Annotated in this window: 12 protein-coding genes; 3 read left to right on the forward strand and 9 right to left on the reverse strand. The window is 73.2% G+C overall.

Features of this window, described 5'->3' with window-relative positions:
- Positions 1-8: 8 nt before the first annotated feature.
- The 8 genes from ACF1ED_RS08405 to ACF1ED_RS08440 form a co-directional block, all read right to left on the reverse strand.
- Complete coding sequence (locus ACF1ED_RS08405; RefSeq protein ID WP_391757887.1) at positions 9-1,910, reverse strand: rhamnogalacturonan lyase; 1,902 nt, start codon at positions 1,908-1,910, stop codon at positions 9-11.
- A 253-nt stretch (positions 1,911-2,163) separates the two neighbouring features.
- Positions 2,164-3,429, reverse strand: coding sequence for an arginine deiminase (locus ACF1ED_RS08410; protein ID WP_391757889.1), 1,266 nt, complete (start codon positions 3,427-3,429; stop codon positions 2,164-2,166).
- Positions 3,430-3,465: 36 nt separating this feature from the next.
- Positions 3,466-4,929: a basic amino acid/polyamine antiporter gene (locus ACF1ED_RS08415; protein ID WP_391757891.1), complete on the reverse strand. Its 1,464-nt coding sequence runs from the start codon at positions 4,927-4,929 to the stop codon at positions 3,466-3,468.
- Between the two features lie 346 nt (positions 4,930-5,275).
- On the reverse strand, positions 5,276-6,418 hold the full coding sequence (locus ACF1ED_RS08420) for a S1 family peptidase (protein WP_391757893.1): 1,143 nt from the start codon (positions 6,416-6,418) through the stop codon (positions 5,276-5,278).
- Between the two features lie 220 nt (positions 6,419-6,638).
- Positions 6,639-7,289, reverse strand: a complete 651-nt coding sequence (locus tag ACF1ED_RS08425) for a hypothetical protein (RefSeq protein ID WP_391757895.1) — start codon at positions 7,287-7,289, stop codon at positions 6,639-6,641.
- A gap of 252 nt (positions 7,290-7,541) precedes the next feature.
- The gene (gene dmpG / locus ACF1ED_RS08430) at positions 7,542-8,552 is read right to left on the reverse strand and encodes a 4-hydroxy-2-oxovalerate aldolase (RefSeq protein ID WP_391757897.1); all 1,011 of its coding nucleotides are present in this window, start codon (positions 8,550-8,552) and stop codon (positions 7,542-7,544) included.
- On the reverse strand, positions 8,549-9,643 hold the full coding sequence (locus ACF1ED_RS08435; protein WP_391757899.1) for an acetaldehyde dehydrogenase (acetylating): 1,095 nt from the start codon (positions 9,641-9,643) through the stop codon (positions 8,549-8,551). The genes dmpG and ACF1ED_RS08435 overlap by 4 nt, the downstream gene beginning before the upstream one ends.
- 10 nt (positions 9,644-9,653) lie before the next feature.
- Positions 9,654-10,460, reverse strand: coding sequence for a 2-keto-4-pentenoate hydratase (locus ACF1ED_RS08440; protein WP_391757901.1), 807 nt, complete (start codon positions 10,458-10,460; stop codon positions 9,654-9,656).
- Positions 10,461-10,531: 71 nt separating this feature from the next.
- Between ACF1ED_RS08440 and ACF1ED_RS08445 the strand changes: the two genes are divergently transcribed.
- A complete protein-coding gene (locus tag ACF1ED_RS08445) occupies positions 10,532-11,281 on the forward strand; it encodes an IclR family transcriptional regulator (RefSeq protein ID WP_391757903.1) in 750 nt (249 codons plus the stop codon).
- A 71-nt stretch (positions 11,282-11,352) separates the two neighbouring features.
- A complete protein-coding gene (locus ACF1ED_RS08450; RefSeq protein ID WP_391757905.1) occupies positions 11,353-11,979 on the forward strand; it encodes a flavodoxin family protein in 627 nt (208 codons plus the stop codon).
- A gap of 34 nt (positions 11,980-12,013) precedes the next feature.
- On the opposite strand, the gene ACF1ED_RS08455 is transcribed toward ACF1ED_RS08450, so the two are convergent.
- A complete protein-coding gene (locus ACF1ED_RS08455; protein ID WP_391757907.1) occupies positions 12,014-12,490 on the reverse strand; it encodes a pyridoxamine 5'-phosphate oxidase family protein in 477 nt (158 codons plus the stop codon).
- 243 nt (positions 12,491-12,733) lie between these two features.
- Here ACF1ED_RS08455 and ACF1ED_RS08460 point away from each other — a divergent pair, with 243 nt between their 5' ends.
- Entirely contained in the window at positions 12,734-13,072 is a 339-nt protein-coding gene (locus tag ACF1ED_RS08460; protein WP_391757909.1) for a thioredoxin family protein, read from the forward strand.
- Positions 13,073-13,082 lie beyond the last annotated feature (10 nt).

A 13,082-nucleotide genomic window follows, 5' to 3' on the forward strand; every position in this document is an offset into this window, starting at 1 on the left:
GGCGCCCGTCAGGGGGTGAAGACGGCGGGGCGCGGCGCCGCGGGCATGGCGGCGCCGATGAAGAAGCTGGGGTGCGGGGGCTGGTTGTAGGCGGTGTTCTGCCAGGCGAGGGCGGTGCGGTACTGGGTGTCGTGGAGCAGGGTGGTGATCCTGGTGGTCGTCGGGTGGGGCGTCGAGTAGATGCGCAGGGCGGTGTTGTCGCTGGTCCGCCAGACGACTTCTTCGCGCCAGTCGCCGAGGATGTCGCCGGAGAGGGCGGGGGTGGCCTTGGTGGTGTTGTTGGAGGAGACGCCGGAGCCGGTGAGGAGGCGGGTGTCGCCGGAGGGGCCGTACTTGTCGACGCGGGTGCCGTCGAGGAGTTCGCGGACGGGGTCGCCGTCCCACCAGGAGAGGAAGTTGACGCTGGACGGCTCCCGCCCGAGGGAGGCTCCGGCCGCCGATCGGAGGGTGGTGTCGGAGGCCGACCACGCCTCCGCGCCCGGGCTCCCGGCGTAGACGTCGCCGGCGACGCCCCTGCCGTTGTCGGCGCCCGAGGCCGTCTGCCAGAGGATCTGACCGGTGCGGGCGTCGGCCATCCACGAGCCCGGCCTGCTCTTGTCCTCGGAGACCTTGAAGTACTCCAGGCCCGGCCGGGAGGGATCGAGGTCGCCCACGTGGCCGGCGTCGCCGTGGCCCAGCTTGGTGGTCCACAGGCCGGCGCCGTCGTCGTCGACGGTCATCGCGCCGTAGACGATCTCGTCCTTGCCGTCGGCGTCGACGTCCGCGATCGACAGGCTGTGGTTGCCCTGCCCGTCGTAGCCCTTGCCGACGTTGGTGGAGGAGCTGGTGTCGAAGGTCCAGCGGCGGGTGAACCGCCCGTTCCGCCAGTCCCAGGCGGCGACGACGGTACGGGTGTAATAGCCGCGGGCCATGATCAGGGACGGGCGGGCGCCGTCCAGGTAGGCGGTGCCGGCGAGGAAGCGGTCGACGCGGTTGCCGTAGGAGTCTCCCCAGGAGGAGACCGTGCCGCGGGCGGGGACGTAGTCCACCGTGCCCATCGCCCTGCCGGTCTGGCCGTGGAACATGGTGAGGAACTCGGGGCCGGAGAGGACGTAGCCGCTCGTGTTGCGGTGGTCGGCCGCGGAGTCGCCGATCACCGCGCCGGTGCCGTCGCGGGTGCCGTCGGCCGTCTTCATCGCGACCTCGGCCCGGCCGTCGCCGTCGTAGTCGTACACCTGGAACTGCGTGTAGTGCGCGCCGGAGCGGATGTTGCGGCCGAGGTCGATCCGCCAGAGCCGGGTGCCGTCGAGCCGTATGCCGTCGACGATCGTGTTGCCGGTGTAGCCGGACTGCGAGTTGTCCTTGGCGTTGGTCGGCTGCCATTTGAGGACCAGGTCGAGCCTGCCGTCGCCGTCGAGGTCTCCGGTGGAGGCGTCGTTGGCCTCGTAGGTGTACGCCACCCCGTCCGGGGTCGTCCCGCCGGCGGGCGGCGAGATCGGCACGTCCAGGTACCCGGAACGGAACTTCAGCGCGGCCTCGGAGGCGGGCTGTTCGACGCCGCCGATCACGGCGCGGACCGTGTAGTCGGCCGAGTCCGACGCACCGGTGTCGAAGTAGTTCGTCGAGGTGGTGAGAGGCGAGGAGTTGACCCTGGTGGCGCCCCGGTAGACGTTGAACGCCACCTGGTCCGGGTCGGTGGCGAGCCAGCGCCACGAGACGAGGTTTCCGCTGCCCGTATGGGTACTGGTCAGCCCCCGGTCGAGGCGTTCCACCTGGCGGGCGGTGGCGGCGTGCGCCGTCCGCGGCAGGACGACGAGCGCGGAGACGGCGAGGGCGGCGGCCGTGACGCCGCACGTCAGGCGGCTCCTGGACCGGCCCCGCCCACGGAGGGGCGGCGGTGCGGGGCGGGGGCTGCGGTGTGCGTCGGTCATGGAGACCTCCGTGGCATGGGGGCGGTGTCCCTCGGGGCAGGAGGAGCGCGAAGGCCACCCCCGAAGGGCGTGGGAACGCTCCCATGCGGTGCGAGCGTAGGAAGGCACTGACGCCCGGTCAAGGTTCCTGTCGCATCTTGTTGTTCGCCGGTGTTCGGATTCGTGGCTTTCGGGTCGGCTGCTCGCACGACCTCGCTACCGCCAGGTCCGGCCCGCTCCCCGGCCCGCCCCCCGGGGCGGGTCCGCCGGCGGGTCAGAACTCGACCTCGTCGCGGATCAGGGGGCAGGTCATGCAGTGGCCGCCGCCGCGGCCGCGGCCCAGTTCGGCGCCGACGATGGTGATGACCTCCACCCCGGCCTTGCGCAGCAGGGTGTTGGTCTGGGTGTTGCGGTCGTAGGTGAAGACCACTCCGGGTTCCAGGGCGACGGCGTTGTTGCCGCTGTCCCACTGCTGGCGTTCGGAGGCGTACACGTCGCCGCCGGTCCGGACCACCCGCAGCTCCGGCAGGCCGAGGGCCTTGGCGACGACGTCGACGAAGGGGGTCGAACCCTCGTCGGTGATCTCCACTCCCGGTGCCCGGTCGGCGGGCCGCAGGGAGAAGGTGCGGACGGAGTCCATGATCGCCGGGTAGAGGGTGACGATGTCGCGGTCGGCGAAGGTGAAGACGGTGTCGAGGTGCATGGCCGAACGCAGCTTGGGCATGCCGGCCACGACGACGTGCTGGGCGGCGCCGTTCTCGAAGAGGGCGCGGGCCACCTGGGTGATGGCCTGGCGGGAGGTGCGCTCGCTCATGCCCATGAGGACGACGCCGTTGCCGACGGGCATGATGTCGCCGCCCTCGAAGGTGGCCCGGCCCCAGTCCTGTTCGGGGTCGCCCCACCAGACGGTGGCGTCCTCGAAGTCGGGGTGGTGGGTGTAGATCGCCTTCATCAGCAGCGTCTCGCCGTGTCGGGCCGGCCAGTAGAGCGGGTTCAGGGTGACGCCGCCGTAGAGCCAGCACGTGGTGTCGCGGGTGTAGAGCGTGTTCGGCAGGGGCGGCATCAGGTACTCCCGGGCCCCCACGCCTTCCCGGGCCAGTGCCGCGTATCCGGACCGGAAGTCGTCCGGCAGGTCGGCGGTGGACAGGCCGCCGATGAGGAACTCCGCCAGGGCGCGGGGGGCGAGGGAGTCGAGGAACGCCCGGGTCTCCCGCACGAGGCCGAGGCCGACCTCGTTGGCGGTGATCTTGCGGTCGAGGAGCCATTCCCTGGCCGCCGGGACGGACATGGTCTCCGAGAGCAGGTTGTGCAGTTCGACGACCTCGACCCCGCGCTGGACCAGCTTGTTCACGAAGTCGGCGTGGTCGCGCTGGGCGTTCTCCACCCACATCACGTCGTCGAAGAGCAGGTCGTCGGAGTTGGTCGGGGTCAGCCGGCGGTGGGCGAGGCCGGGTGAGCAGACGAGGACCTTGCGGAGCCGTCCCACCTCGGAGTGGACGCCCAGGGCGGGCTTGGCGGGACCGGAGTCGCTGGTGGTCATGATCGGCCTTTCTGGTGGCGCGGGACGGCGGTGGGGTCAGAGCTCGATCCAGCCGGCCGCCAGGGCGGCGACGCCCGCCACGGCACCGGCGACGGAGACGGCACAGATGACGGCCTCCCCCGGGGAGAACGGGCGGCGGTTCTGCTCCCGGCGGGTCTTCACGAACAGGAGGGTGGCGGGGGCGTAGACGATGAAGGAGACGAGGACGAACTTGAGCCCCGCGGCGTAGAGGAGGAAGGCCGTGTAGAGGGTGGCGAGAACGGCGACGACGAGGTCCCGGCGGGTCGTCCGTCCCGTCACCCCCTCCTGGCGGGGCCTCAGGGCGATCTTCACCGCGAAGCCGGCGGCCAGCAGGAACGGAATGAGGCTGAGGGCGCTGGTGAGGTCGAGGGCGAAGTTGAACGCGTCGTCGGAGAAGGCCGTGACGACGAGGACCACCTGGCTCAGGGCCGTCGTCAACAGCAGGGCCGGGACGGGGACGTCGTCACCGCTGGAGCGGCCGAGGAAGCGCGGCATGTCCCTGTCCTTGGCGGCGACGAACAGCACCTCCGCCGCCATCAGCGTCCAGGCCAGGTACGCGCCGAGGACCGACACGATCAGGCCGACGCTGACGAAGACCTTGCCCCAGGTGCCGACGGCCGCCTCCAGCACGCCCGCCATGGACGGCTGGCGGAGCTCGGCGATCTCGCTCATCGGCAGGACGCCGTACGACACGATGGTGACCGAGGCGAAGATCGCGAAGACGCTCAGGAAGCCCAGGACGGTCGCCCGGCCGACGTCCTCGCGGCGCCTGGCGTGCCGGGAGTAGACGCTGGCGCCCTCGACGCCGAGGAAGACGAAGACCGTGGCCAGCATCGTGCCGCGGACCTGGTCGAAGAGGGAGCCGGCGTAGTCCGCGCCGCCGAAGTTGTCCGCGAACACGGAGGGTTCGAAGAGGAAGAGCGCCAGGACGACGAAGACGAGGATGGGGACGAGTTTGGCGACGGTCACGATCCGGTTGATCGCCGTCGCCTCCTTCACTCCGCGCCGGATGAGCAGGAAGAAGCCCCACAGGCCCACCGAGGACAGGACGATCGCGAGGGCCGTGTCGCCGTCGCCGAGGGCGGGGGCGAGGGCGCCGACCGTCGACATGATGAGCACCCAGTAGGTGACGTTGCCGACGCAGGCGCTCGCCCAGTAGCCGAAGGCCGAGAAGAAGCCGAGGTACTCGCCGAAGCCCGCCTTGGCGTACGCGTACACGCCGGCGTCCAGGTCGGGGCGGCGTACGGCGAGGGTCTGGAACACGAACGCGAGCATCAGCATGCCGACGCCGGCGATGGCCCAGGCGATCAGCGCTCCCGCGACGCCCGTCTCCTGGGCGAACCGCCGGGGCAGCGAGAACACCCCGGCGCCCACCATGGACCCGACGACCATCGCGGTGAGGGTCACCAGGGTGAGCTTGGCCGTCGGCGCGGCTCCCCCGGAGACGGTCTCGGCGCCCGCCGGCACGTCCTTCTTCACGTGGACCCCCTCCGAGGAGCTGACAGACCGTGGCGCATGAGCGCCCGCCAAGACGAGAAAATATCCAGGTTTAGTATGTTTTGCTCACATATGGAGCCGCGTCGCCCGAAACTCGCGCGACGGTCGGGGCTTCACGCCGTGACGGCGCTCCTCACACGGACGTCCCGCTCGCGCCCTGTCGGGCCACGAGCGGGACGCCGCCGGCCGCTCCCGGCGCGGAGGCCGGGACGCCGGTCGCCGTGCCGGTCGGCCCGGCGGAGGCCGGGTACCGGGCGGCGGCCGTCCGGGGCGCTCCGGCCTCGCACCGCCCCGCGCCGTCCGGGGCGCGGGGCGGTGCGAGCCGGGCTCAGGCGGTGTGGAGCCGCAGGCCGTAGCGGGCGAGGATCTCGTTGACGGGCTGGAACCACGTCTCGCCGCCGGAGGAGCAGTTGCCCCAGCCGCCGGAGGTGACGCCCTGGGCCTGGTCACCGCTGAGGAACGAGCCGCCGGAGTCGCCGCCCTCGGCGCAGACGCTGGTCTTGGTCATCTGGTACACCGCGCCCTGGCTGTAGTTGACCGTCTGGTTCTTGGCCAGGACGGTGCCGCAGTGCCAGCGCGTGGTCGAACCGGAGCGGCAGACCGAGGCGCCCACCGGGGCCTCCGCCGAGCCGCGTACCAGCTGGTCGGGGACGGTGCCCCAGCCGAGCACGACGGGCACGGTCCACCAGCCGCTGTGGATCGAGACGTAGGCGTAGTCGTCGCCGGGGAACGACGAGCCCTGGAAGGTGCCCATCGCGGACCCGTCCCAGCCGCGCACCGCCGCGCCGGCCCGCCCGCAGTGACCGGCGGTCACGAAGCCGCCGTGCACGGAGAAGCCGATCGAGCAGCGGACGTTGCCCGTGTAGTACGGATCGCCGCCCACGGTGCCCGCCGCGTACGTGCGGGGCGCCTCGGCCGTCTCGGCGACGGTGACGGGGCCGTCGGCGCGGGCCCGGTCGACGAAGGCCCGCACGGCGGGGGTCTGCCGCTCGGCACGGACGACGTCGACCACGACGCTGTTGGTCCTCGGATCGACGTGCCAGCCGGCGACGCCGGCGGGCGCGCGGAGCGCGTCCAGGCGCGCCTTGGCGCGGTCCAGTTCGGCGGCGCTGTGCCGGACCAGCCGGGTGTCGGCGCCCAGTGCCCGCACCTCCGCCTCCTCGGCGCGGTCGGTCACGGCGACGACGAGCCGGCCCGCCGCCGGGTCGAACCACGAACCGCCGTAGGCGGCGCCGGCACGCTCCCTGGCCGTCTTCTCCACCTCGGCGGCCGTCTTCTCGGCGCGCAGCCGCGCTTCGGCCCGCTCCGCGGTCAGGCCGAGGTCCTGCCGCATCGCGTCGAGCAGCCCGGCGGACGCCGACGGCGGCGCGGCGCGCTCCGGAAGGGGGGCGGCGTTCGCCGAGGCGGCGCCGAGACAGACCGTCAGGAGCAGGGCGCCGATGGCGGCGCGCAGGGGGGTGGTGCGTTTCACGGGACCTCCTGGTGTGGGGGAATCCGAACGCTGAGAGCGCTCTCAGAGAGCGCTCTCAATCACGTTAGCGGCCCTCCCTTGTCAGGTCCATACCAACACCGGCCGTCCTTCGGCGCGGCCTCGCCGGAGGCCGGCGTCCTCCGCGGTGGCGTTCGCGCCCCACGGGCGCACCGTCGCGGCGGGCGGTGCCTCCGCCCCCGTCGTCTCGGAGCTCGACGGCCTAGACGTAGCCCCTGGCCACGAGCAGCGCGGCGACGCCGGCGGTGACCACGGCCATGACGGGCAAACAGACGGCGGGGGCCTGTCGTCTGCCGCCGGAGGCGAAGGCGGGGCCGGAAGCGGAGGCGGGGGCGGAGGCGAGGGCGTCGGCCGGTCCGGTCTGCCACCACATGAAAACCACGAGGAGGAGTACGGAGGCCGGGGCCAGGGCGACGGGCGCGCCCGTGAAGTGCGCGACGGCCCCGGGGGCGCCCGCGATCCCGTAGGAGGCGAGCAGCAGTCCGCGGCCGTCGAAGCGGGCACCGGCGCGGCCCGGGCGGTCCTGGACCCGGACGGCCGCTCCGATCAGGGCGACGAGGGCGAAGGGGATTCCGGCGAACAGACTGAAGTGCCAGTTCGGGTGCGCGGAGAGGAACCAGCCGGCCGGCAGGCCGAGCGCCGGGCCGCTGCCGGCGATCGCGAGGTGGGCCCCGAAGGCCCCGCGGCGCTCCCGGGCCCCGGTGAAGGAGGCGGACAGCAGGGCCGGGACGGCGACCGTGCGTCCCAGGTCGGAGCGGCCCGGGCAGACCAGCCCCATGCCGCCCGCGCCGAGGCGGGCGATGAGCCGGTAGGGGCCGATGTGCGCGGGGTCCTCCCCCGTCAGCTGTTCCACGGCGGGGAGGTCAGCCCTTCCGGTCCTGACGCAAGGGCGGGAGGGGGTCGCTCCGGAGGTGCCGCCCGTCGCGGCGCGCGGCGCCGCGCGCGGCGGCCGGGGCGGGCGGCACCTCCGGCCGGAACCTGCTGTGGACCATGCGGTGCCCCCTTGGGCCGATGCGAGGACCCCAAGGTAGACCAACCCCCAAGGCGCCTACACCGAGGGCGAGTTCGGGGAACGGAGGCGGCGGCGCCGGCCGCTCCCGAAGCGTCAGCGGTCGGCAGCCAGGCCGAGGGCGATGTCCACGATCATGTCCTCCTGGCCGCCGACCAGGCGCCGCCGCCCGCATTCCATCAGGATGTCGCGCACGTCGACCCCGTAGCGCCGGGCGGCGGTCTCCGCGTGCCGCAGGAAGCTGGAGTAGACGCCCGCGTAACCCAGCGTCAGGGTCTCCCGGTCCACCCGGACGGGGCGGTCCTGGAGGGGGCGGACGATGTCGTCGGCGGCGTCCTGGAGCTTGGCGAGGTCGCAGCCGTGCCGGAAGCCCGACAGGTCGGCGACGGCGACGAAGGCCTCGATGGGGCAGTTTCCGGCGCCCGCGCCGTGTCCGGCGAGGGAGGCGTCGACCCGGCGGACGCCGTTCTCGACCGCGACGACCGAGTTGGCGACGGACAGCGAGAGGTTCTCGTGGGCGTGGATGCCGATCTCGGTGTCCGGGTCGAGGACGTCGCGGTAGGCGCGCACCCGGGCGGCGACGCCGTTCATCGTCAGCCGGCCGCCGGAGTCGGTGACGTACACGCACTGGGCGCCGTACGACTCCATCAACTTGGCCTGCCGCGCCAGCTGTTCGGGCTCGGCCATGTGGGAGAGCATCAGGAAGCCCGAGACGTCCATGCCCAGCTCGCGGGCGGCGGCGATGTGCTGCGCGGAGACGTCGGCCTCGGTGCAGTGGGTGGCCACGCGCACCGACCGCACGCCGAGGCCGTAGGCGTGCCTCAGGTCGTGGACGGTGCCCACGCCCGGCAGCAGCAGGGTGGTGAGCCGGGCGCGCGTCAGGACCGAGGCGGCGGCCTCGATCCACTCCCAGTCGGTGTGGGAGCCCGGGCCGTAGTTGACCGAGCCGCCGGCGAGGCCGTCGCCGTGGGCGACCTCGATCGCGTCGACGCCGGCCTCGTCCAGGGCGACGACGACGCGCCGGACGTCCTCGGGCGTGATGCGGTGCCGGACGGCGTGCATGCCGTCGCGGAGGGTGACGTCCTGCACGAAGATGGGGGTGCTCACTTCGCGGCCTCCTTCACGGGAGCGGGCTTCTCGGCGGGCTCGGGGGCGAAGCCGGGAGCGGACTCCGGGGCGGAGCCGGAGGCGGACTCCGGGGCGGAGGCGGACTCCGGGGCGGAGGCGGGCTTCGGGGCGGTCGTCCCGGCCGTCTTCTCGGCGATCTTCTCGGCCATCCGCACGGCGGCGGAGGTCATGATGTCGAGGTTGCCGGCGTACGCCGGGAGGTACATGCCCGCGCCCTCGACCTTGAGGAAGACCGACACCTGATGGGTCGGCCGCGTGGCCGCGCCCTCCGCGAGCAGCGTCCCGACGGGCTGGTCGGCGGGGATCTCGGTGATCTGCACCTCCTGGACCATGCGGTAGCCGGGGACGTACGCCGACACCTCGGCGACCATCCTCCGGACCGACTCGGTGATCCGCGCCTTCGCGCTCCCGGCGTCCTCGCCCCCGTCCAGGGTGACCAGGGCGAAGACGGTGTCGCGCATCATCAGCGGTGGCTCGGCCGGGTTGAGGATGATGATCGCCTTGCCGCGGCGGGCGCCGCCGACCTTCACGATCGCCTCGGAGGTCGTCTCGGTGAACTCGTCGATGTTGGCCCGGGTGCCGGGGCCGGCCGACTTGGAGGCGATGGAGGCGACGATCTCGGCGTACGCCACCGGGACGACCCGGCTGATCGCGGCCACGACCGGGATCGTGGCCTGGCCGCCGCAGGTGACCATGTTGACGTTCGGCGCGTCGAGGTGCTCGTCGAGGTTGACGGCCGGGACGACGTACGGGCCGATCGCGGCCGGGGTCAGGTCGATCATCCGGATGCCGAGCGGGCGCAGCTTCGCGTCGTTGGCCCGGTGCGCTCCGGCGGAGGTGGCGTCGAAGACGATGCCGATCTCGTCGATCAGGGGCGACTTCAGCAGCCCGTCGACGCCTTCGGCGGTGGTCTCGAAGCCGAGGCGCGCGGCGCGGGCCAGTCCGTCGGAGGCCGGGTCGATGCCGACCATGACGCCCATCTCGAGGTGCTGCGCGGTGCGCATGATCTTGATCATCAGGTCGGTGCCGATGTTGCCCGACCCGATGACGGCGACCTTGGTCCTGCTCATGGCCGTTTCCTTACGCGGAGAAGGTGAGCGACACCGTGCCGAGGCCGGTGACGGTGGCGTGGACGGTGGCGCCCGGCGTCACGGGACGCATCGGGCCGAGGGCGCCGGAGAGGATCACCTGGCCGGCGCGGAGCGGTTCGCCCAGGTCGCGGGCCTGGCGGGCGAGCCAGACGACGGCGTTGACCGGGTCGCCGAGGCAGGCGGCACCGCTGCCGGTGGAGACGGTCTCGCCGTCGACGGTCATGGTCATCTGGGCGGCGACGGGGTCGAAGCCGGTGAGGGGGACGCGCCGGGCGCCGAGGACGTAGCCGCCGGCAGAGGCGTTGTCGGCGACCGTGTCGCCGAAGCTGATGTCCCAGTCGGCCACCCGGCTGCCGCAGATCTCGATCGCGGCGACGGCGTGGTCGATGGCCTCGCGGACCTGGGCGTCGTCGAGGGGGCCCTCGGCGAGGTCCGCTCCGAGGACGAAGGCGATCTCGGCCTCGACGCGGGGCTGGAGGACGGCGTCGGCGGGCACGGTCGAGCCGTCGGCGTGCGCCATGTCGTCGAAGAGGACGCCGAAGTCGGGCCGGTCGACGCCGAGCTGCTGCTGCACGGCCGCGGAGGTCAGGCCGATCTTCCGGCCGACGACCGTGGCGCCGGCCCGGATCCGCTCGGCGGTGAGCAGCCGCTGCACGGCGTACGCGGCGGTGACGTCGTCGCGGCCGATCAGGTCGCGGACGGGGGCGGCGGGGGTGCCGGTGGCGGCGGCCTCGCGGAGGCGGGCGGCGGCGGCGTCGATGCTGTCGGTGGCGACAGCGCGGGGGTTCCGGGGCATGAGGTCCAATCTGCGGCACGGGGGGCGGCGGGCTCCATGAAGGCGTTCCACTCAGCGGTACGCTCTTTCGCATGGAGGACAGCGACACCGTCCTGGGCAAGGCACTGGGGATCCTGCGCGCGTTCGGCCCTGCCGATTCCGTGCTGCCGCTCGCCGAGCTGGTCCGGCGCACCGGTCTGGCGAAGGGCAGCGTCTACCGGATCGCCGGGGACCTGGTGCGCCACCGGCTGCTGGACAAGACGGACCACGGGTACCGGCTCTCGGGCGGCCTGTTCGAGCTGGGCATGCGGGCGGCGGCCGAGCGCACCCTGCTGGAGGTGGCGATGCCGTTCCTGCAGGATCTGTACGAGCGCACCCACGAGACGGTGCACCTCGGGGTGCGCGAGGGGCGCGAGGTCGTCTACGTCGCCAAGATCGGCGGCCACCGGCAGGCCAAGGCGCCGTCCCGCGCGGGCGGCCGGATGCCCCTGCACTGCACGGCGATCGGCAAGGTGCTGCTCGCGCACGCCGGGGAGGACGAGTGGGCGGCCGTGCTGACCGCCCCGCTGGAGCGCCGCACCCCGCACACGGTGATCGCGCCGGGGCTGCTGCGCGGCCAGCTGGCGCGGGCGGTCGAGGCGGGCGTCGCCTACGAGCGGGAGGAGTCGACGCCGGGCCTGCTGTGCGTGGCCGCGCCGGTCCTGGCTCCCGACGGGCTGACGGCGGTCGCCGCGGTCAGCGTGACCGGTCCGGTGGGACGCTTCCGTCCCGATTCCCACGCCAACGCCGTACGGGCCGCGGCCACGGCCCTGGGCGCGACCCTCGCCCGCCGCCGGCCCTGACCGCCCGGTCCGGCGCACGCGCGGGTGGCCCGGGGGCGGATACGGCCCCGCCGACCGGGTAGCCGGACGGCATGGACACTCTCGAGCCGACTCCGCTCCGCGCTGTCGCCCTGGTCTGCACCCTCTCGCCCGCCCCGGCCCCGTCCAGCTCGCAGCTGCTCGCGGAACAGACGATGGCCGCCCTCGCCGCGCACGGGGTCACGGGGACGACGATCAGAATCGCCGACCACGACGTGAAACCCGGAGTGAAGACCGACATGGGCCACGGCGACGCCTGGCCGGAGATCCGGGCGGCCGTCCTCGACGCGGACATCCTCGTCCTGTCCACCCCGATCTGGCTCGGCCATCCCTCCAGCCTCGCCCAGCGGGTCCTGGAACGGCTGGACGCCGAGCTCTCCGAGTCCGACGACGAGGGCCGCATGCTCACCTACGGCAAGGTCGCCGCGGTCTGCGTGGTCGGGAACGAGGACGGCGCCCACAAGGTCAGCGCCGACCTCTTCCAGGGACTGAACGACGTGGGCTTCTCCCTCGCGCCCAACGCCGTCACCTACTGGGTGGGCGAGGCCATGCACGGAACCGACTTCCAGGACCTGGACGAGACCCCCGAGGCCACCGCCGGCACCACCCGCACCCTCGCCGCGAACACCGCCCACCTGGCCCGCCGCCTCAAGTCCGCCCCGTACCCGCCCTCCTCCTGACGGCGCCGCGTCCCGCCCGCCGCCCCGGAGCGCGTCAGTCCTGGGAGGGGACGTCCAGGGCGGTGCCGTACAGGCGGGAGACCCGGATCAGGATGGTCACGCGCCGGTCCGGCAGGGGCTTCTCGCCGGGGGCCGCCCCGTCGGCCGGGTCGAGGATCTCCGCCTCGCCCTCCGCCACGGCGAACGACCAGACGTCCGGGCCGCCGACGTGCAGCGAGACGTGCGGGTCGCGGCGCAGCAGGCGGACCTTGAGCCGGTCGGCGGTGGAGGAGACGCGCAGGACGCGCTCCTCCGGGTCCCAGTGGTGGAGGACGGTCGACAGGTGCGGGTGGCCGGTGCTCCGGACGCTCGCGAGCACGCCGAACCGCTGCCGGCCCAGGAGTCCGGAGAGCTCGTCGCCGGTGAGCGCCCGGGGCGCCGGGCCGTCGTTCGGGGTGGTGCCGGGCGCGGCCTCCGAGACGGTGTCGACCGTGGTGGCGGTGGTGTCGAGGGCGGTGGCGTTCTGGCTCATGGGGATCAGTCCTTCGGGAGCTGGCGGAGCGGCCAGAAAAGACATTAGCAGATAGTTTTGTTGTAGACGATCTGCGTAGGGTGGACTTCGCTCGCGACCCGGGCCCGGCGGTCGGCAGTCGGCAGTCGGCAGTCGGCAGTCGGCAGTCGGCAGTCGGCAGTCGGCAGTCGGCAGTCGGCAGTCGGCGGCCGCTCCCCGGGCGATGATGGGAGGGAACACCAGCACGCGGAGACAGGAGCTTTCATGGCGAAGCGGGTTCACCAGCCCCGCGAGGACGCGGAGTTCGACTTCGTCCTCGGCAGGACCGAAGGACCGGTCCTCGCCTACTTCATCGGGACCTGGCCCAAGGCGATCGAGCCCTGCCGGGCCATGGACCTCGTCGTGGGCGCCGTCGCCGACGAGTACGCGGGCCGCCTCACCGCCCTCCGGGCCGACATCGCGCGCTGTCCCGCCGCGACCAGGCGCTACGGGATCACGGAAGCCCCGTCCTGCGTCCTGCTGAAGGACGGGGAGGCGCTGGCGCACGGCACGGGGCCGCTGACCCACGCCGAGGTGCGGGAGCTCGTCGAAGCCCACCTCTGAACGGCCGCCC

It is taken from the genome of Streptomyces sp. NPDC014656, from assembly GCF_043084305.1.
Taxonomy (GTDB): domain Bacteria; phylum Actinomycetota; class Actinomycetes; order Streptomycetales; family Streptomycetaceae; genus Streptomyces.